A 20,972-nucleotide genomic window follows, 5' to 3' on the forward strand; every position below is an offset into this window, starting at 1 on the left:
TCGGACAGCACCAACTGTCAGTTGTATCGAAAGAATTATTTTTTCTCATCTTTTTTCGTCTGAGAGGTTTTCTTTTTTGCATCAGATTCTTTCTCTTTTTTCTCCTGATCGGCTTTTGACTGCTCTTTTTGTTCAGCTGTTTCATCTGTTTGGCTTGCATCTGAGGAGTCATTGGTGCTCGTCTCCGTTGTTTCTTTTTCTTCATACTTCGCCATTTCCTTAATGATTGGGTCTAGCTGTTTTTGTTTTTCTTCAGCAGATAGGCTGTCGTCATTTTGAATTTCATTGCGGTAGGCGACGAGTGCTGTAAATATGTATCGGTCGTCCCCGAGCACCCTTGCAATATCCAGAGCTTCCTTGCTATTGCCTTGTCCAATATGAATCCAGAACAGGAAGTATTGCGGGTCTGTCTGCAATGTGTACGTATCCGTGATTTCTTTTTTGTGCTGGTCAAGCAATAGATTCCCTTGATTCGTTTGCACATACGAAATGGCCAGTTCATATTGAAGAGAGACTGGCATTTGATCGGCTTTGTATTTTTCGAGCGTATCCACCACTTGGCTGTACTGTTTGTTGAGATAATATTTGTTCGCTTCCACATACGCTTCTTGTTTCGGCATGGCGAAAAAGAACGTGTAAATGGTATACACCAATGCAGGAATCAAAAGAACAAGGAGACCAAGTCCAATGTATCGTTCAATCTTCCATTTCTTTTTTGGAATGGTTAAGAGCGTCTTTTCTTTTGCTTCGATGGCTTCTATTTTTTGTTGAATCAAAGCAGACAATTCTTCCAGCGACTGTGTATCACTTATTTCCTTTGCCTGCTCAGATAATTTCAACGTATCATGATAAGCCAAATATTCTTGAAACTGATATTCATGGTCCACCACTCGAAGAATGACGGCTTTGACCTCTTTTAACAAACGTTGTTGGTCGGTTTCATATGGCGGGATGCTTTCTTTGACCCCGTAATGCAAAAATGCAGGCGCTAAGCCTTGATGAAAAACAATGTTTTCAGGAGAAACAATAGGATGCAGCCGCTTCACGTCGTGTTTGCACACTGCATCGACAAGCTGGTATGAAAAAATCCATTTGCTTTTTTCATCCTTTGCATGGATGAAACGAAATTCCTGATAGGCAGGAGGCGGTTGAATCGAAATGATGACCTCACCTTCGGTTAATTGGATCTCTTTTTTAAATGAAGGATTGATGTCTTTAATCGGTGCCGCTTCTAAACCGTCTAAGAGTTTAATTGTCTCTCTTTGAAAAATGAAGGTGTAAGTGCCTTCCTCTTTTTTCATGACTGCTTCTAATTGTTCTTCTAAATAGGAACTCTTTTTATCTGCCATTTACAAAAGTCCTTTCATAGTATTTCCAGCCTGTCTCCTGTGGTGATTCCACAGTCTGACAGCTTATATTCGCCTGAAAACACAGCTTTCTTATTGACTACACGCACCCATCCGCCATCTCGTTTAGGTAGTGAGATTTGTTTTGCCTGCCAGGCGATATGGATGACTTGTTTAATATGTAAATAATTTGATAGTCTCAAATCAAACACACTGCCATCATAGTTTTTTAAGTCGATGGTAATATCGATATACACAAATTTCCACCTCACAAAATAGAAAGAGCGCCGGCATCAACTGACAGACTCGGCGCTTTTTCTGCTTTTCACACTTAGAAAGGAAATCCCTTTGATTAGCCGCGGATTTGGCTAGCGATGTCTTGGTCAGTGCTTTCAAGTGTATTTGCAGTTTGATCAAGCTGATTGCTGACATCTGTTAATAGATCAGACATTTTGATGAATGAAGGTTTTAGCTGTTCGTATTGATCAGCGAATGCTTCACTAGAAGCACCTTCCCACATTCCTTTTAGGTCAGAGATCATTCTATTTAGACGATCAACTTGGTTTAACACTTCTTGACTTTCAACACCATATTGCTTAGCGGTCGCTCTTAGTTCTTCTGGGGTTACGCGAATAATTCCTGACATATTCCTCATTACCTCCCGTGCATAGCCGCCATATAATGGGCTAATCCACTTATTTTTTGACGTTATTATTATAAAAACAGAAATGATACACAGTCAAACAAATCTGTTTTTATTTTACAAAATGAGTCTATAGAATTACTGTTTTTTCGCTCTTTATCTAGTATTTAACAATTTTTTGGTCATATATTCTTAATAAAAGGGCGTGCACTTCGATGAACCTTTCCGCCTATTGATTTTTTACTACATTATTATTGTACTATTTCTTTTTGTGATAAACGCATGACCAATGTGCTCATTTCTCAAGCTTTTTGTTTTTTTAATGATTATGGCATTTTCTTGTTGATTTACGTACCTGATTCTCTTCATAATGTAAGTACGTGAAATATTCGAAAAAGCAGGGGTTTTTTATGACAAAAAAGACAGATCCATTTAAGTATAGCCTTGATCGTTTAGAGGATGTGGCAGACCAAATTAGTGATGTGCTCAATTGCCCTATTACTATAGAAGATACTCATCATCGATTATTAGCCTATAGCACACATAATGATTTCACTGATCCCGCCAGAACTTCAACCATTATCTCCCGCCGTGTACCGGAAAAAGTCATTAATCGGCTTTGGAAAGACGGTATCATTCCTACACTCCTTAAAACAGATGAACCGCTTCGCGTACCTCAAATTGCAGAAGTCGGTCTATCCAGCAGGGTTGCCATTTCCATATGGAAAGACAAAGAGGTGCTCGGTTTTATCTGGGCAATTGAATCCACGCAGCCTTTTTCAGATGAAGAAATGGACCTTCTCAAGATGGCAGCACATGCTGTGAAAAACAAATTACTCAATTTACAAATTCGAAAAACGAAAACAGAAGAACGCAATCAGGAGCTATTTTGGAAGATGCTCACAGGACATATTCATGAAAAGGATGAGATGCTTGATCTCTTCTTGAGGCTTGGGATGAGGTGTCCAGACACGTATGCGATTATTATTTTTCGCCTTCGTGATGAACTGACAGAAGATACGGAAAAGAAGCTCTCCTATCTGCTTGAAACAACGCAGCAAGTGCAGGTGCTGTTAACGACTGTTGATTTTAACGAATTCATTATTCTTGTCTCGCCAAAAACAGAACATCCGCTTCAAGATATTAAACAATTCACAAGCGGCATGCTAAAGCAGTTGTCTGATCGGTATCAGCTCCATGACGTTCAAGCGGCCATTGGTGGAATTTACGATCACATTACTCATATTCAGCCATCCTATAAAGAAGCACTGGCCGTCTTAAAAACAAAAGAACGCTTTCCTGTGGAAACAGAACAATTAAACAGCTTTTCTGAACTGGGTATTTATCAATACTTAGATGTGCTTGCTGAAAAACGAAAGGGATCGTCTTATTCCAGTTACTCTTTATCAAAGCTTGAGGATTACGACCTCAGGCATCATTCCAACCTCGTCGAGACCCTTGAACGATTTATTGATTGTGACAGCAACGCCAATATCGCCGCAAAGCAGTTAAATATTCATATCAACACACTGAATTACAGACTGAAGCGGATTACGGACATTGCAGAAATTGATTTAAAAAACATGAATGAGAAAATGACCATTTATCTTGATATGAAGCTAAAAAACGTCCCTTTGTGAAATTTCACAAAGAGGCGTTTTTTAATTTTTTCATTCAACCGAAGAATTTTCTAAACTTTCAGGATACACTAGACATACAATATCAATAGATAAGCATAGGAGGAATTGATATGATCATCGGCATTCCGAAAGAGATTAAGAACAATGAAAACCGGGTCGCATTAACACCAGGAGCAGCATCTCAATTGCTTTCAGCTGGACACCAGATTTTAATTGAAACGAACGCTGGTTTTGGAAGCGGATTCACTGATGACGATTATGTATCTGTTGGTGCAGAGATTCTTGATCAAGCGAAAGATGTGTGGGCATCTTCTGATATGATTATGAAGGTAAAAGAACCATTACCAGAAGAATATTCATATTTCAGAGAAGGTCTGATCTTATTTACGTACCTGCATCTTGCAGCAGAGCCCTCCTTGGCTGAAGCATTAAAACAAAAAGGTGTGACAGCCATTGCTTATGAAACGGTAACGGACGGAAAATCACTCCCTCTATTAACGCCAATGTCTGAAGTTGCAGGTAGAATGGCTGCTCAAATTGGTGCTCAATTTTTAGAAAAGCCAAAAGGCGGAAAAGGCATTCTGCTCGCAGGCGTGCCAGGAGTATCGAGAGGGAAAGTCACCATTATTGGCGGCGGTGTCGTTGGAACAAATGCAGCGAAAATGGCGATCGGACTTGGCGCAGATGTCACTCTTATTGATGTAAATGCGGAACGATTACGCCAGCTGGACGATCAGTTTGGTCATCAAATGAAAACGTTAATGTCTAATCCTGTTAACATTGCAGATTCAGTGAGCGAGGCAGACCTGCTCATTTGTGCGGTTCTCATCCCAGGTGCCAAAGCTCCAACCCTTGTCACAGAAGAAATGGTGAAACAAATGAAGCCTGGTTCTGTCATTGTCGATGTAGCCATTGACCAAGGCGGGATTGTGGAAACAATCGATCATATCACAACACATGATCAGCCTACTTATGAAAAGCACGGCATTTTACATTATGCTGTTGCCAATATGCCAGGAGCGGTTCCGAGAACATCGACAGTTGCTTTAACAAACGTCACGGTCCCATACGCACTGCAGATTGCAAATAAAGGCGCTGCAAAAGCGATCAAAGAAAACAAGGCGATTGCTGAAGGCGTCAATGTGATGAACGGACATATCACCTATGAAGCTGTCGCTCGTGATCTCGGCTATGATTATGTGCCTGTTAGTAAAGCCCTTCAAACCTCTTCCATGACCGAAGCTTAATATCTAGCCCGCCCTTTTCAGGGGCGGGCTTTATTGTTAACCTAAAATAAAAATGAGTTGACAAAAGAACCTCTTCCCCTTAATCTATTTGTACAGATAAGACAGGGGGAAATATCATGCAAAAGAAGACAAGAACAGCTGACTTTGTGCTCGTCGGGATGTTTGCTGCACTCATGGCTATCGGAGCCAATATCACATCCATTGTGCCATTTTTACAGGTCGGCGGAATCCCACTTACGATGCAGCCGTTTTTTTGTGTGCTTGCTGGTCTTTTGTTGGGCAGACGACTTGGCGCATTGGCCATGATTGTCTATGCTCTTGTTGGGATCGCTGGTGCACCTGTATTCGCACAGTTCTCGGCGGGTCTCGGCGTTATTTTAGGAAAAAGCGGTGGCTTTGTGTTATCATACATTCCTGCTGCTTGGCTTGCCGGATTCATTCTTGAAAAAAGACAAAACCCTGGTTTTGGCCGCTTTTTATTTGCAGCCATTGCAGGAACGACCGTGATGTATGTGATCGGGACAACTTATACATACATCGCATTAAATGTATGGCTGAACGCACCAATCTCTTATCAAACTACATGGTTCTTCATGATTTGGTTTATGGTAAAAGACTATGCGCTGACCATCCTCCTTGCGATGCTGGCACCTAAAATTTATCGATCGGTTTCAAAAGCCACATCCTTTCGAAAAGAACAAACAGCTTCCTAATATCAGAAAAGGTTCCTTTACTCTATGAGTAAGGAACCTTTTTTCATTTATAGCATAATTGCCGCAAGCCAGCCGAACAAGACGAGCGGGATATTATAAAAAGCGAATGTTGGGACACATGTACCCCAAATGTGGTGATGCTGTCCATCCATATTCAGTCCAGATGTTGGTCCGAGTGTACTGTCGCTTGCAGGTGAACCTGCATCTCCTACCGCCGCAGCTGAACCAATAATCGCAATAGTCGCCATCGGGCTGAATCCTAAGTGTAAACAAAGCGGGACAAAGATCGTCGTAATAATCGGAATCGTTGCAAATGATGAGCCAATGCCCATTGTCACTAGCAGACCCACCAGTAGCATTAAAATAGCCGCTAAGCTTTGGCTGTTTCCGATAAATTGAGAAGACGCCTTGACGAGAGATTCAATATCTCCTGTTTTCGTTAAAACATTGGCAAATCCAGCTGCAACAAGCATGACAAATCCGATAAATGCCATCATGTTCATGCCAGATGTAATCAGCGCATCTGCTTCATCGCGTTTCATCATTCCCGTTACAAACAAGACAAGCAAGCCTGCAAGCGCACCGAAGATCATCCCTTCGACTCCAAGGCTTTGAGAGAGATATAACTGAACAATAAGTGATACAAGGATCGCAAGTCCAGCAAAGAATAAGCTCTTTTTTGTATATGCTGATTTTTCTACATCCGTAATGTCACGATTCTCATATGTTTTTGGCTTACGATAGACAAAGAGTGAAACGATCAAGCCAAGAACCATGCCGCCTACAGGAATCAGCATCGCATACGGAATGTCTGCTAAATTCACTGTTAAACCTGCATCTTTCATGTTGTCACGAAGCATTCCGTGAAAAATCTGTCCAAAACCGACCGGAAGCAAAATATATGGTGCAGTAAGTCCGAAAGTCATCACACATGCTAGCAGTCTGCGGTCAATTTGAAGCTCGTTAAACACCTTTAATAATGGCGGGATTAAGACCGGAATAAAGGCAATATGAACAGGAACAACGTTTTGAGAAAAACAAGATACGATCAAAATGACCAGAATAATGAGCACTTTTGATAATGTTTTTCTTCTTGAATCGCCTTCTTTTCCAAGAAGCTTCACAGCTCCTTCGACCATGGCATCAGGAAGACCCGTTTTCGTCAGTGCGGCTGCGAATGCACCTAATAGTGCGTAACTAATCGCCACTGTCGCATTTCCGCCAAGACCGTCAGTGAACGCTTGAACTGTTCCCCCTAGACCTAATCCACCTGCAAGTCCGCCCGCTAAAGCGCCAAGTGCCAGCGCAATCACGACATTGACCCGCAGCAAGCTTAATATCAACATTAAAACAACCGCTAAAACAACTGCATTCATGGTGAAACCTCCGAAATCCTTTAGTTTACTAATGTAGTAGATAATTAAAGTACCAACGTATGTTACCATAGAAAATTTACTTCGTCAAATGGCGTATGTCCTACATAAAAAGCTCTGCCAGTTGGCAGAGCTTCCGTCGTTATTTCTTCGGTTCAAATCGTTCCACAAATGTTGCTAATGATCTGACCATCACACCTGTTGCTCCTGTTGGACCAAAGCATGAAGGCTTTTCTGTCGTGGCTGTTCCTGCAATATCTAAGTGAACCCAAGGGGTGTCTTCAGCGAATTCCCCAATGAATGCACCTGCCATGATCGCATGACCATCACGACCTGGTGAGTTATTCAGATCAGCCATTTTGCTGTTTCTTACTCGTTTTTTATCTTTTTCGGTGATTGGCAGCTGCCAAATCATTTCCCCACATTCTTCTGATGCCTCTTTAAACTGGGCATACAGTTCATCGTTATTGGTCATCACGCCTGTTGTTTCATTCCCAAGTGCCACAATGACACCGCCTGTTAATGTCGCAACATCCACAAGCACAGAGGCACCATGCTGCTTCGCATAGGTCACACCATCTGCTAAAACAAGACGACCTTCTGCATCCGTGTTAAGCACTTCGATTGTTTTGCCGCTTAGTGAGACAATGACGTCATCTGGCTTCATCGCATCTGCTGAGACCATATTATCTGTTGAGGCGATGACCGCAATGACATTCTGCTCTGGACGAAGTTCACCGATGATTTCCATTGCGCCTAAAACAGAGGCTGAACCGCCCATATCTGTTTTCATCCCCACCATACTTGCTCTTGGCTTTAAGGAATACCCACCTGTATCATACGTAATGCCTTTACCGACAAGGCCGATGACGTCTGTCCATTCTTCCTTGCCTTGATATTTCAATACAATCAGCTTCGGTGGTTCTGTTGAGCCTCTATTAACGGCTAGAATACCGCCCATTCCGAGCTCTTCCATTTGTTCTTTATCTAAAATTTCAATCTCGAATTCATATTTATAAGCAAGCTCTGCCGCATAGGATGCAAGATCAGAGGACGTGAGCATGTTCGGCGGCATATTCACAAGTGTACGAGCCGAATTGACCGATTGTCCGTAGACTTCGCCCACTTTCAGACTTGCCTGAATTTCGGCAGCATCATGATCCGTTGTTGCATAAACAAATTCGATAAAGCGATCCGGTTCATTCGTTTTATGTTTAAAATCTTGTAATTCATATGTAGCTAAAAGGCAGCTTTCAGAAAGGGCATGGGCTGCATCTTGAACAGGCAGATCCTTTCCTGTAAATGTATCAAGCAAAACCGAAACTGCTTGCTTTTTATCTTGATGAAGCTTTTTAAATAAATGCGCAAACACTTCCTTTGCCTCTTCAAACGTGTAATCTGACTCCTTCCCAAGCCCGACAAAATAAATGCGTTTAATGCCGGTTTCAGGGGATGGGAAAAATTTCGAAAGCTGATTTCGTTTAGATGAAATATCGCCTTCTTTTAGTAATTCAGTGATTCTTCCTCCATGTAATTCATCCATTTCTTTTGCTTTTCCTGATAGTTGGCTCTTTTGAAAAAGTCCGATGGCCAGTGTATCTTTATGTTGCAACTCATTTGTCGAGAAAAACATATTTATCACACGCTCCTTCAATGAACTCCATATTTCACATTGGAACTTCTATTATATCAAAATTTATGTGCTGATACGATCATTGCCAGCCTGTCTTCCCTTGAAGAACATTTATATTTTGGCATGCGGAAGGGCATCATGAAAAAGCGGCAGCGATCCATAGCAGCCTGTCCATGGTCTCCTCGTTCCACATCTACTTTCTTTAATGTTATAATGAACATGGACTTGGCAACAGTTCTTACTGCCATCATTTTTTTATCTTACTAGGGTAAATACTTTATCATTTCGCACGTTATTTTTTCTTAAAGAGAGGATGTTTCTTGTTCATGAGCGTACTGACGAATTTTCCGCTGCTTGCCAGCCTTGCAGCCATCTTTTTTGCACAATTTGTAAAAGTACCGATTCAATTTATCATTTCTAGACGACTAGATTGGTCGCTCATTACAAGCACAGGCGGAATGCCAAGTTCACACTCCGCAGCAGTAACAGCACTCTCAACAGCAGTTGCTTTAGAGCACGGGCTAGGAACATCTATTTTTGCCATTTCCGCCATCTTTGCCATTATTACGATGTTTGATGCGACAGGTGTTCGCAGACAGGCAGGAGAACAGGCAACTGTCCTGAACAAACTGGTCACAGATTTTAACCGGTTTGTTGCCGAGGCAAAGAACTTCCCAAATGCGGAAGAAAAAGAGAAGCAAAAGAAATTGAAAGAGCTTCTTGGGCATAAGCCGATTGAAGTCTTCTTCGGCGGCTTAACAGGAATCTTGCTCACACTCATCTTAGATTATTACTTCATGTAGAAACGAAAAAGCTTTGGACCTTTTGAGATCCAAAGCTTTTTTATTCTTTATTGGCTTGAAACTGCTGCCGGAACACTTGCATCGATTCTGCTTCATTCAACTGATTTAAGTCTTTTTCTGTCAGCGTTCCTTCACCCTTTTTAATCACATAAACGTCCAGCACTTTTTTACCCCATTCTCTATACACATCATCAACCGTTTCATAATATAAATCAAGCTTATGACCTTTAATCGCTTTCCCAGTATCTGCGACTACACCATAGCCATAATTGGGGATAAACAGGACAGTTCCAATCGGAAAGACAGATGGGTCCGCTGCCACGGTTGAATATAAGTCACGTTTTACTTTGACGCCTGAATATGTAATGCCATATGCACGATGTTCTTTCGTCTTGCCTGTTGATTCTACTCCTGCTGTATAACCTGTGGCGACAACCTTTTGCTTCGGATAATCGTTCCAATTAAATGCTTCTTCGAGAGAAACAGCACGCAAATCGTCACTTTTCACCGCCATCGTCTGCCTTTTTGGATGCTTTAAAAAAGAAGATACGTGCTTACCGGCATCGTTCTCTTTCACCCATGCAGCTAAATCACTTGGTTCTACGCCAGATATGCCCGTAAAGCTTGTCATCAAGGCAAGCATAAACAGAACTGTCATGAACAATCGTTTCATCCATGTTTTCATTTCTATTTGTCACTCCTCTACCCATCTATTTGTTTCCAAACAAAATGGAAACTATGCAAAGGAGAAACAAAAAAACCCACTTGCGTGTAGACAAGTGAGTTAAAACATTTGATAGCCTCTTTTACGAAGGGCATTGATGACAAAACCTGAGGCAATGGCACCAATCAGACCGCTTAATAAAATGATGATATCTGCCGCAGCAAGAGAAACGATGCGGTCTCCTATCCCGGAAAAAGCAATGCCTGGTTCTCTTACATAAGCGATCATCTTTTGATTATTGATAATGAAAAGGCATACAATTGGATATAAAATTGCCATAATCCATGACATTCTCAGCAGCATATTCAGCAAAAAGCCAATGCCGAAGAATAACACGAAAAATAAAATAACTGAAATGATAACGACTGGTAAACTGATCACTTCATCTCCACCCCCAAATATCCCATCATTAGTTTAACTTGGAAATAGAGATGAAGTCAATCAATGGAAAAAGCCGTAAGATTAATGCTTCTTTCCTGTCCCTTTACATTCCTCACATGTTTCTGATCCGCCGAGCAATAACTGAAAATATCCTTTTCCTGAACAATACTGACAAGTTGACTTTTTTTCTTTCGTTTGTGCATTCATATTGCCCACTCCTTAATCTAAATTTTCTGATAATTCATCATAACATATTTTTCTGTCCAGTACCAAGTGAGAAAATATTCCGTAAAACATGAAAAAACGTGTACCACAGGGATACACGTTTTTGTCTATATCGGTTTAGAAGAACTTGAATTTTCCTTTTTTCAGAACAAGTCCTGGTCCGCCAACCATGAATAATGAACGGTTGTCGATGATTTTTTTCATTGCAGAAGCTTTTGTTCCTTGAAGTTTTTTACCAAACGCAACACCTACAGCGTCGTGTTCACCAAGAGAAGCAACTGTTCCTTTGATGTCTGGCTTAAAGCTTTCAAGCGTGCCACCTTTTACTAGTGCTGCAAGGTTTTTCGCTACTGTTTCACCTTGCTGCATCGCAATTTGTGCAGTAGGTGGGTATGGACGATTAATTTCTTCATTGATGATTAATGAGCAGTCACCGATTATGAATACATCTTCATTTTCTGGTACACGAAGATCTGGAGACACTTTTACGCGGCCGCGCATGTTTTCAAATCCAGCTTCTTCAACGATTGGGTTACCACGTACACCAGCAGCCCATACAACAGTTTCAGCTTTGATTTCTTCTGTATCATCGTCTTTTCCAACAATGATGCCTTCAGGCGTACATTCTTTGATCGCTGTACCGATTTTGAACTCAACACCTTTACCTTGAAGGTAGTTCATCGCATAGTCGATCAATTCAGGATCAAATCCTGGAAGAGCTGTTGGTGCAGCTTCTACACAGATAATACGCACGTCTTTTTGATCAATATCATACTCTTTGCAAAGCTCAGGTACACGGTTTCCAAGCTCACCAAGGAACTCAATACCTGTGAAGCCTGCACCGCCGACAACGATTGTCAGACGCTCTGGACGCTTTTCAGCATCTGTATTATAAGTCGCAAATTGAAGCTCAATATGCTCACGAAGCTGACGAGCAGAGTTAATGTTAGAGATTGAGAATGCATATTCTTTCAGTCCTGCAATACCAAATGTTTCAGGAACAGCACCAAGCGCAACAACAAGGTAGTCATAAGAAAGTTCGCCATCTGATGTCACAACTTTCTTCTCTTCCTTATTAATGCTTTCAACTGTTGCTTGTACAAAGTTGACACGGGAACTGTTAATCACATCTTTGATTTGATAACGACAACGGTCATGATGAAGAGTACCTGCACTTGCTTCATGTAACCATGTTGTTTCGTAATGATAATTATGCTTGTTCACAAGAGTAATGTCCGCATCATTTGTGCCAAGCTGTTTTGTTAATCTTGTTACAGTCATTAATCCGCCATAACCTGCACCTAATACAACGATTTTCGGTTTATTCACTGGAATCACATCCACCTTTTTTAAATTTGCTGTAAAACGGATAAAGAATTACATATCGTTATTCTCAACCGCTTTGCGGCATTTTATGAAATTTAAACAAAAAAATAAGTATGTGAAAATCTGAACTTTCACCTACAAAAAACGAAAGCATTTGACCGTATCCGACAAAAATTCATAAAAAATTAATATTTAGTTCCCTTAACAATAATAGCGAGTTCTGCTCCTTTTTTCAAGGCTTTAAACTGAAAATCCTTAGGATAAACGGTCTTTCTCTCTTTTTTCCCCTTTTCACAGCATCGGCATCAAAAAACGACAAGTTTTTCAAAACAAGTCAAACGACGATATGTGGTATGATATGATATAGTGATAACAATTTTCATTTGGGAGGATTAAGGAATGCAAGAAGATTCTAAGGTATATGACATTACCGTTATCGGGGGCGGCCCAGTCGGATTGTTTACTGCGTTTTACGGAGGCATGAGACAGGCAAGTGTGAAAATCATTGAAAGCCTTCCTCAGCTCGGCGGTCAACTATCCGCTCTTTACCCTGAAAAATACATTTATGATGTGGCTGGTTTCCCAAAAATCCGCGCACAAGAATTAATTGATAATTTAAAGGAACAAATGGATAAATTTGATCAAACCATTTGCTTAGAGCAAGCTGTGGAAACGGTTGAAAAACAAGCAGACGGTATCTTCAAACTCGTTACGAATCAAGAGGTTCATTATTCAAAAACGATCATCATTACAGCTGGTAACGGTGCATTCCAACCGAGAAAGCTTGAGCTAGATGCAGCAGAATCATTTGAAGGAAGCAACCTGCATTACTTCATCAATGACCTGAACCAATTCGCTGGCAGACGTGTCGCTGTTCTTGGCGGTGGAGACTCTGCGGTCGACTGGGCACTGATGCTTGAGCCAATCGCAAAAGAAGTATCGATTATTCACCGTCGTGATAAATTCCGTGCACATGAGCACAGTGTAGAAAACTTGCACAACTCGAAAGTCAATGTGCTGACACCATTTGTCCCAACGGAGCTCATTGGGGAAGACCGCATTGAACAAATTGTGCTTGAAGAAGTCAAAGGCGATAAAAAACAAGTACTAGATGTGGACGACGTGATCGTCAACTTCGGTTTTGTTTCCTCCCTTGGACCAATCAAACAATGGGGCCTTGAAATCGAAAAGAACTCTATCGTGGTCAAATCCACAATGGAAACCAACATCGAAGGCTTCTATGCGGCAGGAGACATCTGTACGTATGAAGGAAAAGTCAAATTAATCGCAAGCGGATTTGGTGAAGCACCAACTGCTGTGAACAACGCCAAAGCTTACATGGACCCGAAAGCCCGTGTACAGCCGCTTCATTCCACAAGCTTATTTGAAAATAAATAAGAACGGATCAAAAAAAGGAGTCCCATCTGCGGAACTCCTTTTTTGTTTATTTAAAAATCCCAATATAGGCATTCGCCATTCCAAGTACCATTGCAGCAAGTAGCACCACAACAATTCCTGCCACAACCAAAATCACCCGATCCTTCACACGTTCCTTTTTCGGAAGCGGCTTGTCTATCCCGCAAGATGGACATGTTTTTGAACGATACGGAATCAGTTCATGACAGTTCCTGCAATTGATTTGTTCACTCAAACCTCAGCAACCTCTTTTCTGATGACAGTTTATGTTTGGTTCTCATGATACTCTTTTCGAGTAGAAATAGCCAGTTGTGAGGACAAGCTGTAACAAAATTGAGCGATTTACAAATTGTTTAAGAAGGAATGGAATGAATGAAGGTTTGATTGGTTCAACCGATATAAGAAGTAGAAGATTGTCATGAAGGATAGGTGGAAAGATGATAAAGCGTTTCATGATTAGTTTGAGCTTGTTACTGATGATTGGCGGCTCAGTAGAAGTGTTCGCAAAAGATTATAACAAACATTATGCTCAATTCGCTGCCGGATCGAATATGGATGTTGATCAGCTAGAACCTTTTTTAACACATGTGTCCACTTCGATTTTAGATGCTGGTCTGAGTGATCAAGAAATCAAACAGATACTCACCAACGTTCAAAAAATGAATAAAAACAACGAAACAAAAAGAATGAGCACTTTTAAAGTAATGTATCTTGGAGAACCAGCCAATATGAAAATTGAGGTTGAAGTTCATGTGGAAGATGGCAATAAAGAAGTGGTGATCTATTTGTTTAGCACCGAAGAGTTGGTAGATGTCTTGGATAAAGAACTATTGAAAATAGAAGAAGCAATGGAATAAGAGATGCTGAACGAGCATCTCTTTTATATTTGTCTTTAAAAAAAGCCTTCTTGTTCATAAAGCAAACAAACAAGAAGGCTTATCTTTATCCATGATCAGATATTAACACTCTTCCGGCGTACCGGTATTCGTGGCTGTTCTGAACGAAGAACCGCATCCGCATGATGCGATCGCGTTCGGATTGTCAATCGTGAAACCGCCGCCCATTAGTGATTGTTTGAAATCAATGATGGTGCCGTTCATGATGTCAAGGCTTTCGGAGTCGACAAGAACCTTGATGCCGTGCTGTTCGAACTGCGTGTCTTTCTCTGAGACTTCATGGTCAAAGCCCATCCCGTATGAAAGACCGCTGCAGCCGCCACCTTTTACGCCAACTCGCAGGAACGCATTTTCTTCTTCATGTTCTTTCATCATATCTTTAATCTGCAATGCAGCAGCTTCTGTAATCGTTACTGGTGTACTCACGATCATCCCTCCTTTTGACTGGATGTTTCTTTTCAATTATAAACGTGATGTTGCCTTTTCTCAAATAAATGGTTTAGAGATAGAATGTGCCGTCACAAATTGTTTCAGCAGGTCCTGTCATCAGCACATGGTCATTGTCTTTCCAGCGAATGATGAGGTCTCCGCCAGCTAGATGAACGGTCATATCCGTTTCTTTTTTCGCATGTCCATTCACAATCGTTGATACAGCCGCAGCACATGCTCCTGTTCCGCACGCTTGCGTAATCCCTGATCCTCTTTCCCACACGCGAAAATGCAGTTCCGTTTCACTGACACGTTCCACAAATTCTACATTGACGCCTTCTGGAAACATGTCATGCTTTTCAATAATTGGCCCAACTGAATCAAGCGGCGCCTGTTCAATGTCTTCTAAATAGAAAACGATATGGGGATTCCCCATTGAAACAGCTGTTCCATTTAAGGTCGTCGTGCCAAAATCAAGCGGTTCATTGATCGTTGTACTGGCCGGTTCACCAAGCATTGGCATCGCTTCTTTTTCAAAACGAGGTTTACCCATATCAACTGTCACTAACTGAACGTGACCATCCTGCACATGAACGGTCGCCTCAACGAGTCCTGACAATGTCTCAATCTGGAACGTTGTGTCTGTTACGATTTGATGCTCATACACATATTTTGCCACGCAACGCAGACCGTTACCGCAGTTTTTCCCCTCTGATCCATCATTGTTGAAAATGCGCATCTTCACAGGCGCAACATCTGATGGGCAAATGAGGATCATTCCGTCTGAACCGATACCTGTATAAACAGAAGAAACGCGGATCGCTATCTCTGACAGCTGCTCTTCTGGAAGCTGTTCCTTCATCTGATTGACGTATATATAATTGTTTCCTAGTCCGTGCATTTTCGTGAATTGAAATGATGTCATGAGCGTCCTCCAAAAATGTTGTTTCTTTATAGTATAAAAGGAGTCGATTCAGGAGACAATCTTATCATCCCCCGTTTTTCATACATAGAAGCTCTTTGCTGCCATGGCAAAGGGCTTTTATTATGCATATGCCTCTTTTTCTCTCGTGTGATGCTTCATTTTGATGATATTTTATTAGCATAACATATTGGATGCGCTTTCTACATTTTTTCCTGAAAAATGGAAACTTAATATATGAAAAAAATGCACCTCATGACCCATGTGGTGCATTTAAAACATGTCGTTTTCCTCTATAAAAGCATAAATACGCTCGACTAGCTGCTCTGCATTTTCTCCAGAAACAAATTCTCCATTCACAAGAGCAAATGGGGAGTCCATACATTTGCCGCAGTAGCTTAAACAGCCGTATTCCATTACATCTAAGTTTGGGTCTTTTTCTAGCTTCTCTTTTGCTTCTTGAGACCCTTGTGCAAGATTACTTACACAAAATTCGATCAGTGGAAACACTGTGCTTCACCTCACATTTGCCTTACTATCCTACCGAAATTCCTTCTATTAGTCAAAACATGAGCTTCAATAAATCGTTACGCCTATTCCCCGTAAAATGTTTTACTATTTAGGACTAAGTAATGAATATGTAGGTTATTTTGAAACAATTATTGTGGTTTCACAGTAAATTCGATATAATTTTATTTGGTATTTTAACTTAAAGTTTTTTAGTATAAGTGTTTTTCAATGTCTAGGGGGAAAAGGAGAATCGTCATGAAAAATTTAGTCTTGATCGGCGGAGGTTACGGGAATATGCGGGTTCTCCACCGCTTATTGCCAAATCAATTACCTGATGATGTTACTATCACATTAATTGATCGAAATCCTTACCACTGTTTAAAAACAGAATATTATGCACTTGCTGCTGGAACGATCTCTGATCATCACATTCGAGTATCTTTTCCAGAGCATCCGAAGCTGGATATTCAATACGGGGAAGTAGAAAAAATTGATATTGAAAACAAACAGATCTTATTTAGCGACCGTGAACCGATTCCATATGATGATACGGTAATCGGACTCGGCTGTGAGGACAAGTATCACAATGTCCCTGGGGCGAAAGAACATACATACAGCATTCAAACCATTGATCAGTCAAGGCTTGCGTATAACAAATTAAACAATTTGAGTGCAGGTGCAACGGTTGGTATCGTCGGTGCTGGACTTAGCGGGGTAGAGCTGGCCAGTGAACTGCGTGAAAGCCGTTCTGATTTAAACATCATTCTTTTTGACCGCGGAGAACTGATTCTTTCCAGTTTCCCAAAAAGATTAAGTTTATATGTACAAAAATGGTTTGAAGAAAACGATGTAAAGATCATTAACTGCGCCAATATTACGAAGGTTGAAGAAGGAGTTGTGTACAACCATGACGATGCCATTGAAGCAGATGTCATCGTGTGGACAGCAGGAATTCAGCCAAGTAAAGTCGTGCGAGATATGGATGTTGAAAAAGATGCACAAGGCCGTGTCGTCTTAACTCCTCATCACAATCTCCCTGGAGATGAGCATGTCTATGTCGTAGGTGACTGCGCAAGCTTGCCTCATGCACCAAGTGCACAGCTTGCCGAGGCACAGGCAGAGCAAATTGTGCAATCTCTACAGAAACGCTGGAAGAACGAACCGCTTCCTGAGGCTTACCCACAGTTTAAGTTAAAAGGCGTACTCGGCTCTTTAGGGAAAAAAGCCGGCTTTGGCTTAGTGGCGGATCGTCCACTTGTTGGTCGTGTTCCAAGACTCTTAAAATCTGGACTTCTTTGGATGTACAAGCATCACAATGGATAAAATGATGTGAATTTTTTCTCAAAGCTCCTTCTAATGAAGGAGCTTTTATTATGAAACGGCATGTACCGATGAATGGTTCACTTTGATAGGAGCAAGCGCAAGGATGCAGTCTTTACGAAACGTTCTGATCGTCTTCTTCGATAAACAATACGCTTGTATGAACTGTTCAGTTTGACGATGTACAATGATTTTTCGTTTCGAGCACTCTCCATTTTTCTTCATATAAATCATATCAATCGGTATTTGTTGATGAAGAGATTGTTTTAGTAAATAATTCATGATGCTCACGCTCCTTTCATCTCATTATAAACGAACAAACGTTCTAAATCAACCTAAAAAGGAACGTTTGTTCTGTTTATTTTCCTAAAAAAAGAACAGCTCATTCACTGCTCTCTTCGTACCCGTATTTCTCCATTTCTTGATAAATATCTTTTAATTTCGGATTGCCCTCTCCAACAATTTGATCCTCAACAAGGACAAGCGGATAAAAGAATTCATCATCAAGAATTCGTTCAGACAATTCTTTTTGGCGTTCGTTTTCAGGCGGGTGCTCAATATCGATATATGTGATGCGAAACGGCTGATTTGGATATTTTCGTTTTAATGCTGCATCTAGCCACTCAAATGTATCTTTTGAAGAAGGCAGATTCACGCAACTAGCGCACAGGACATCTCTTCCATATACATAAAGGTCAACGGTTTTGTTCATTTGACAAGCCCCCTATTCTTTCTTTATTTTAGCTGAATTTTCTGTATGAAAAAAGTCAAAATCACTTTTTGTTTCAAGATGAGATTGTGCTATAATGAGAAGGAAACTTTGAAACCAATCAATAGATTTTTATCGTCCAGATGAATATAATGGTGATATGTTGTGAAAGGAGCGATTATATCTAATGACTGAAGTCGAAATGAAAGACCAAGTACAGGAAGTACTGGACAAACTTCGTCCATTTCTATTACGTGATGGTGGAGACTGTGAGCTTGTAGACATTGAAGATGGCATTGTGAAATTACGCCTTCTTGGTGCATGCGGCAGCTGCCCAAGTTCAACCATTACATTGAAAGCCGGTATTGAGCGCGCATTATTAGAAGAAGTACCTGGCGTTGTAGAAGTTGAACAGGTTTTCTAATTCATATATGACATGAAAACGACCCTTACTGGGTCGTTTTTTAATTGTTGACAAAGGGCTAATTTTAGCCCTTTGTCTTCTTTTCAGTGTGATAGAAAACCTTTGCAGTCTAGGAAGGACGAGTACTGGCGCAGAGCGAATTTGACATTCGTGAGCACCGGAACGCAGGACTGACACCGAATGCGAGGGTTTGTCTACACGCTGAAACGACCCAATCAGGGCCGTTTTTTGATTAGGATAACTTCTCTCTAAACCATTCTTGAATAAAGGTCAGTCTTTGAATACGCTGCCCAGGGTGGCCACTTCTGGATAAATCATGAGAAGCCTTAGGAAACTTGATTAATCTCGTGTCTTTTCCAAGCTCCTTCAATGCCACAAAAAGCTGCTCTCCTTGATCGACTGGGCAGCGGTAGTCTTCATCACTGTGCAGGATGAGGAGCGGTGTGTTCACCTGTTTTACATACTTTAGCGGCGAACGATCCCATAGCTTATCAACCGAATCATAAATATCCCCATCCACCTGCCATTTTGTAAAGAAATAGCCGATATCACTGATGCCATAAAAGCTAATCCAGTTTGAAATGGAACGCTGTGTAACAGCTGCACGGAAACGGTCTGTCTGTCCGACAATCCAATTGGTCATAAAACCGCCATAGCTGCCGCCTGTTACGCCAAGCCTTGTTTCATCAAGAAAGTCATAGGCTTCGAGCACATGATCAACAGCCAGCATGACATCCTCATAATCAACGTCACCATAGCTGCCTCTTACCCGGTCTGTAAACATCTGTCCGTATCCATGACTGCCATGAGGGTTTATGTAAACAATCGCATACCCTTCAGCGGCGAGCATTTGAAATTCATGAAAATACGTATGACCGTACATCGCATGCGGCCCGCCATGAATTTCTAAGATAAGTGGATATGTCTTCCCCTCTTCCATCTGAGCAGGCTTCATAAACCAGCCATGTACAACGTCTCCTTCTTTTGACTGGAAAGAAATTGGTTCAGGTTCGGATATGACATGTTCCTTTAGAAAGTCATCATGCTCAAACGTGATTTGCTTGAGTGAGGATTCCCCTAAAGTCAGCTCATACAGCTCACTAGGCGAGACAGGTGAAAGACGGCTGATCAGCATTTTTGATTCATCTGGATGAAGACTGAAATTCGTCACATGTTCTGCCTCTAAACGAACGGGATAGGCTAAACCTTCAATAGAGAAATAATAAATTCCGGTACTCCCTTGATCAGAAACAAGCGCATAAAACCCCTGACTATCCTTTGTCCATTGTGGAAGCTGATTGGCTTCACCCATGACACTATCCCCTGCCATACAGTTACCAACATACATATCGAGCATTTCTGACAGTTGAACGGTCTTTTTCTCCTTCAGATCATACAGCCACAATGATGGGAAGGTTGCATTCTGAAATTCACGCTCGTGTCCAATGTACAAAAGGCTTTCTCCATTTGGAGAAAATGATACGGTCGAGTAAGCGCCTGTTGATTGGGTGATTTTCTTGGATGTACCGTCCTCTAATGACAGGAGACAGATATCACTTATGTAAAACGTCTGCGGGTTGGATTGAATATAGGCGAGCCACTTCCCGCAAGGAGAGACGACATGATTCACATGATGCTGCTGCTCACTCGTAACCGTCTCTACCTCCCCTGAGCAGACATCGATTTGCACAATTTGCGTCAGCCGCCCGTCTAAAAAACCTCTGCCATCTGCTTTATAAGTCAAATCATCATATACTGCCGGAGCAAAGTCATCGCACTCTTCCTTTTTTTCATCATGAACAGATTCTTCTTGTTTTAATGAGACTGCTGCATAAATGAACGCTCCATCCGGTGAAAATACAGGATGAGATACGCCGTAAGGAATATTCGTTAAAGTACGAATGCCGCCGCCATCGCTCTGAATGAGTGCGAGCTGAGGGACTTCCTTTGGCTTCTGCAAAATAAACGCAAGCTGCTTCCCGTCATTTGACCACACTGGCTGATGATGCTTTCCATCATCGAATGTCCATTGTGACAGCTCCCCTGTCCCTTCATCTCGAACCCATAAATGAATATTGTAATCATCCTTTTTTTCATTCACCGATACTTTTGTAAAAACAGCCTTTTTTCCATCTGGTGAATAGACTGGATGAGAAACAGACACGATTTGTGTTAAATCCTCTGCTGTTATCAATTTCTTCATCAATAGATCTCCCCCTTTTATGTATCAAAAATAGTTCGCTTCTCTAAATAATAATCCCTGCTTTTGTTGTGAAAAACAAGGATAAAAAA

Annotated in this window: 23 protein-coding genes and 1 pseudogene; 8 read left to right on the forward strand and 16 right to left on the reverse strand. The window is 41.3% G+C overall.

Going from position 1 to position 20,972, the window contains the following annotated elements; all coding sequences use genetic code 11:
• Window positions 1-35: 35 nt before the first annotated feature.
• The 3 genes from essB to ID12_RS00660 all read right to left on the reverse strand — a co-directional run bounded on the left by essB (window position 36) and on the right by ID12_RS00660 (window position 1,992).
• A complete protein-coding gene (essB, locus tag ID12_RS00650) occupies window positions 36-1,349 on the reverse strand; it encodes a type VII secretion protein EssB (protein WP_007500453.1) in 1,314 nt (437 codons plus the stop codon).
• Window positions 1,350-1,363: 14 nt separating this feature from the next.
• Complete coding sequence (gene yukD / locus ID12_RS00655) at window positions 1,364-1,603, reverse strand: ESX secretion system protein YukD (RefSeq protein ID WP_008345897.1); 240 nt, start codon at window positions 1,601-1,603, stop codon at window positions 1,364-1,366.
• A 95-nt stretch (window positions 1,604-1,698) separates the two neighbouring features.
• On the reverse strand, window positions 1,699-1,992 hold the full coding sequence (locus tag ID12_RS00660; protein WP_003213769.1) for a WXG100 family type VII secretion target: 294 nt from the start codon (window positions 1,990-1,992) through the stop codon (window positions 1,699-1,701).
• A 407-nt stretch (window positions 1,993-2,399) separates the two neighbouring features.
• Here ID12_RS00660 and ID12_RS00665 point away from each other — a divergent pair, with 407 nt between their 5' ends.
• The 3 genes from ID12_RS00665 to ID12_RS00675 all read left to right on the forward strand — a co-directional run bounded on the left by ID12_RS00665 (window position 2,400) and on the right by ID12_RS00675 (window position 5,589).
• Window positions 2,400-3,629 carry a sporulation transcriptional activator AdeR gene (locus ID12_RS00665; RefSeq protein WP_008345900.1) on the forward strand — a complete coding sequence of 410 codons (1,230 nt, stop codon included), beginning with the start codon at window positions 2,400-2,402 and terminating at the stop codon, window positions 3,627-3,629.
• A gap of 110 nt (window positions 3,630-3,739) precedes the next feature.
• Window positions 3,740-4,876, forward strand: a complete 1,137-nt coding sequence (ald, locus tag ID12_RS00670; RefSeq protein WP_050826570.1) for an alanine dehydrogenase — start codon at window positions 3,740-3,742, stop codon at window positions 4,874-4,876.
• Between the two features lie 116 nt (window positions 4,877-4,992).
• Entirely contained in the window at window positions 4,993-5,589 is a 597-nt protein-coding gene (locus ID12_RS00675; protein WP_008345905.1) for a biotin transporter BioY, read from the forward strand.
• Between the two features lie 47 nt (window positions 5,590-5,636).
• Here the strand turns inward: ID12_RS00675 and ID12_RS00680 are convergent, their stop codons facing one another.
• Both ID12_RS00680 and ID12_RS00685 read right to left on the reverse strand, forming a co-directional pair.
• Complete coding sequence (locus ID12_RS00680; protein ID WP_008345907.1) at window positions 5,637-6,965, reverse strand: Na+/H+ antiporter family protein; 1,329 nt, start codon at window positions 6,963-6,965, stop codon at window positions 5,637-5,639.
• Between the two features lie 139 nt (window positions 6,966-7,104).
• Window positions 7,105-8,595, reverse strand: coding sequence for a leucyl aminopeptidase (locus ID12_RS00685; RefSeq protein WP_008346787.1), 1,491 nt, complete (start codon window positions 8,593-8,595; stop codon window positions 7,105-7,107).
• A gap of 326 nt (window positions 8,596-8,921) precedes the next feature.
• On the opposite strand from ID12_RS00685, the gene ID12_RS00690 reads away from it, so the two are divergent.
• Window positions 8,922-9,398, forward strand: a complete 477-nt coding sequence (locus ID12_RS00690) for a divergent PAP2 family protein (protein WP_008346791.1) — start codon at window positions 8,922-8,924, stop codon at window positions 9,396-9,398.
• A 40-nt stretch (window positions 9,399-9,438) separates the two neighbouring features.
• Here the strand turns inward: ID12_RS00690 and ID12_RS00695 are convergent, their stop codons facing one another.
• The 4 genes from ID12_RS00695 to ID12_RS00705 all read right to left on the reverse strand — a co-directional run bounded on the left by ID12_RS00695 (window position 9,439) and on the right by ID12_RS00705 (window position 12,063).
• On the reverse strand, window positions 9,439-10,083 hold the full coding sequence (locus ID12_RS00695) for a 3D domain-containing protein (RefSeq protein ID WP_046526543.1): 645 nt from the start codon (window positions 10,081-10,083) through the stop codon (window positions 9,439-9,441).
• Between the two features lie 99 nt (window positions 10,084-10,182).
• The gene (locus ID12_RS00700; protein ID WP_003212933.1) at window positions 10,183-10,503 is read right to left on the reverse strand and encodes a YuiB family protein; all 321 of its coding nucleotides are present in this window, start codon (window positions 10,501-10,503) and stop codon (window positions 10,183-10,185) included.
• An 81-nt stretch (window positions 10,504-10,584) separates the two neighbouring features.
• The gene (locus tag ID12_RS19300) at window positions 10,585-10,710 is read right to left on the reverse strand and encodes a YuiA family protein (RefSeq protein WP_008346797.1); all 126 of its coding nucleotides are present in this window, start codon (window positions 10,708-10,710) and stop codon (window positions 10,585-10,587) included.
• A gap of 135 nt (window positions 10,711-10,845) precedes the next feature.
• Window positions 10,846-12,063: an NAD(P)/FAD-dependent oxidoreductase gene (locus tag ID12_RS00705; protein WP_162149727.1), complete on the reverse strand. Its 1,218-nt coding sequence runs from the start codon at window positions 12,061-12,063 to the stop codon at window positions 10,846-10,848.
• Between the two features lie 390 nt (window positions 12,064-12,453).
• On the opposite strand from ID12_RS00705, the gene yumC reads away from it, so the two are divergent.
• A complete protein-coding gene (gene yumC, locus ID12_RS00710; protein ID WP_007500433.1) occupies window positions 12,454-13,452 on the forward strand; it encodes a ferredoxin--NADP reductase 2 in 999 nt (332 codons plus the stop codon).
• A gap of 46 nt (window positions 13,453-13,498) precedes the next feature.
• Here the strand turns inward: yumC and ID12_RS00715 are convergent, their stop codons facing one another.
• Entirely contained in the window at window positions 13,499-13,705 is a 207-nt protein-coding gene (locus ID12_RS00715; RefSeq protein ID WP_008346803.1) for a hypothetical protein, read from the reverse strand.
• Between the two features lie 202 nt (window positions 13,706-13,907).
• On the opposite strand from ID12_RS00715, the gene ID12_RS00720 reads away from it, so the two are divergent.
• Window positions 13,908-14,327 carry a hypothetical protein gene (locus ID12_RS00720; protein ID WP_046526542.1) on the forward strand — a complete coding sequence of 140 codons (420 nt, stop codon included), beginning with the start codon at window positions 13,908-13,910 and terminating at the stop codon, window positions 14,325-14,327.
• A gap of 102 nt (window positions 14,328-14,429) precedes the next feature.
• On the opposite strand, the gene erpA is transcribed toward ID12_RS00720, so the two are convergent.
• From erpA to ID12_RS00735, 3 genes are all read right to left on the reverse strand, one after another.
• Complete coding sequence (erpA, locus tag ID12_RS00725) at window positions 14,430-14,792, reverse strand: iron-sulfur cluster insertion protein ErpA (RefSeq protein WP_008357254.1); 363 nt, start codon at window positions 14,790-14,792, stop codon at window positions 14,430-14,432.
• A gap of 73 nt (window positions 14,793-14,865) precedes the next feature.
• Window positions 14,866-15,720 (reverse strand): diaminopimelate epimerase, encoded by an 855-nt coding sequence (gene dapF / locus ID12_RS00730; RefSeq protein ID WP_008346809.1) that lies wholly within the window; start codon window positions 15,718-15,720, stop codon window positions 14,866-14,868.
• A 270-nt stretch (window positions 15,721-15,990) separates the two neighbouring features.
• Window positions 15,991-16,227, reverse strand: a complete 237-nt coding sequence (locus ID12_RS00735; protein ID WP_008346813.1) for a YuzB family protein — start codon at window positions 16,225-16,227, stop codon at window positions 15,991-15,993.
• Window positions 16,228-16,482: 255 nt separating this feature from the next.
• Here ID12_RS00735 and ID12_RS00740 point away from each other — a divergent pair, with 255 nt between their 5' ends.
• Entirely contained in the window at window positions 16,483-17,550 is a 1,068-nt protein-coding gene (locus tag ID12_RS00740; RefSeq protein ID WP_017367978.1) for an NAD(P)/FAD-dependent oxidoreductase, read from the forward strand.
• 48 nt (window positions 17,551-17,598) lie between these two features.
• Here ID12_RS00740 and ID12_RS00745 read toward each other — a convergent pair whose 3' ends face one another.
• Window positions 17,599-17,829 (reverse strand): WYL domain-containing protein, encoded by a 231-nt coding sequence (locus tag ID12_RS00745; protein ID WP_017358919.1) that lies wholly within the window; start codon window positions 17,827-17,829, stop codon window positions 17,599-17,601.
• 100 nt (window positions 17,830-17,929) lie between these two features.
• Entirely contained in the window at window positions 17,930-18,259 is a 330-nt protein-coding gene (locus ID12_RS00750; RefSeq protein ID WP_008346819.1) for a YuzD family protein, read from the reverse strand.
• 121 nt (window positions 18,260-18,380) lie between these two features.
• Here ID12_RS00750 and ID12_RS00755 point away from each other — a divergent pair.
• Window positions 18,381-18,680: pseudogene (locus ID12_RS00755) on the forward strand (NifU family protein).
• Between the two features lie 232 nt (window positions 18,681-18,912).
• Here ID12_RS00755 and ID12_RS00760 read toward each other — a convergent pair.
• Window positions 18,913-20,883, reverse strand: a complete 1,971-nt coding sequence (locus tag ID12_RS00760) for a S9 family peptidase (RefSeq protein WP_050826571.1) — start codon at window positions 20,881-20,883, stop codon at window positions 18,913-18,915.
• Window positions 20,884-20,972: the final 89 nt, after the last annotated feature.

This window comes from Bacillus altitudinis (genome assembly GCF_001191605.1).
In the GTDB taxonomy this organism is placed as follows: Bacteria; Bacillota; Bacilli; order Bacillales; family Bacillaceae; genus Bacillus; species Bacillus altitudinis.

What these genes read in the sequence shown, in the direction of transcription:
- essB (WP_007500453.1), bottom strand. Translation starts at nt 1,349, where the DNA reads ATGGCAGATAAAAAGAGTTCCTATTTAGAAGAACAATTAGAAGCAGTC.
- ID12_RS00660 (WP_003213769.1), bottom strand. Translation starts at nt 1,992, where the DNA reads ATGTCAGGAATTATTCGCGTAACCCCAGAAGAACTAAGAGCGACCGCT.
- ID12_RS00665 (WP_008345900.1), top strand. Translation starts at nt 2,400, where the DNA reads ATGACAAAAAAGACAGATCCATTTAAGTATAGCCTTGATCGTTTAGAG.
- ald (WP_050826570.1), top strand. Translation starts at nt 3,740, where the DNA reads ATGATCATCGGCATTCCGAAAGAGATTAAGAACAATGAAAACCGGGTC.
- ID12_RS00675 (WP_008345905.1), top strand. Translation starts at nt 4,993, where the DNA reads ATGCAAAAGAAGACAAGAACAGCTGACTTTGTGCTCGTCGGGATGTTT.
- ID12_RS00680 (WP_008345907.1), bottom strand. Translation starts at nt 6,965, where the DNA reads ATGAATGCAGTTGTTTTAGCGGTTGTTTTAATGTTGATATTAAGCTTG.
- ID12_RS00685 (WP_008346787.1), bottom strand. Translation starts at nt 8,595, where the DNA reads ATGTTTTTCTCGACAAATGAGTTGCAACATAAAGATACACTGGCCATC.
- ID12_RS00690 (WP_008346791.1), top strand. Translation starts at nt 8,922, where the DNA reads ATGAGCGTACTGACGAATTTTCCGCTGCTTGCCAGCCTTGCAGCCATC.
- ID12_RS00695 (WP_046526543.1), bottom strand. Translation starts at nt 10,083, where the DNA reads ATGAAAACATGGATGAAACGATTGTTCATGACAGTTCTGTTTATGCTT.
- ID12_RS19300 (WP_008346797.1), bottom strand. Translation starts at nt 10,710, where the DNA reads ATGAATGCACAAACGAAAGAAAAAAAGTCAACTTGTCAGTATTGTTCA.
- yumC (WP_007500433.1), top strand. Translation starts at nt 12,454, where the DNA reads ATGCAAGAAGATTCTAAGGTATATGACATTACCGTTATCGGGGGCGGC.
- ID12_RS00720 (WP_046526542.1), top strand. Translation starts at nt 13,908, where the DNA reads ATGATAAAGCGTTTCATGATTAGTTTGAGCTTGTTACTGATGATTGGC.
- dapF (WP_008346809.1), bottom strand. Translation starts at nt 15,720, where the DNA reads ATGACATCATTTCAATTCACGAAAATGCACGGACTAGGAAACAATTAT.
- ID12_RS00740 (WP_017367978.1), top strand. Translation starts at nt 16,483, where the DNA reads ATGAAAAATTTAGTCTTGATCGGCGGAGGTTACGGGAATATGCGGGTT.
- ID12_RS00745 (WP_017358919.1), bottom strand. Translation starts at nt 17,829, where the DNA reads ATGAATTATTTACTAAAACAATCTCTTCATCAACAAATACCGATTGAT.
- ID12_RS00750 (WP_008346819.1), bottom strand. Translation starts at nt 18,259, where the DNA reads ATGAACAAAACCGTTGACCTTTATGTATATGGAAGAGATGTCCTGTGC.
- ID12_RS00760 (WP_050826571.1), bottom strand. Translation starts at nt 20,883, where the DNA reads ATGAAGAAATTGATAACAGCAGAGGATTTAACACAAATCGTGTCTGTT.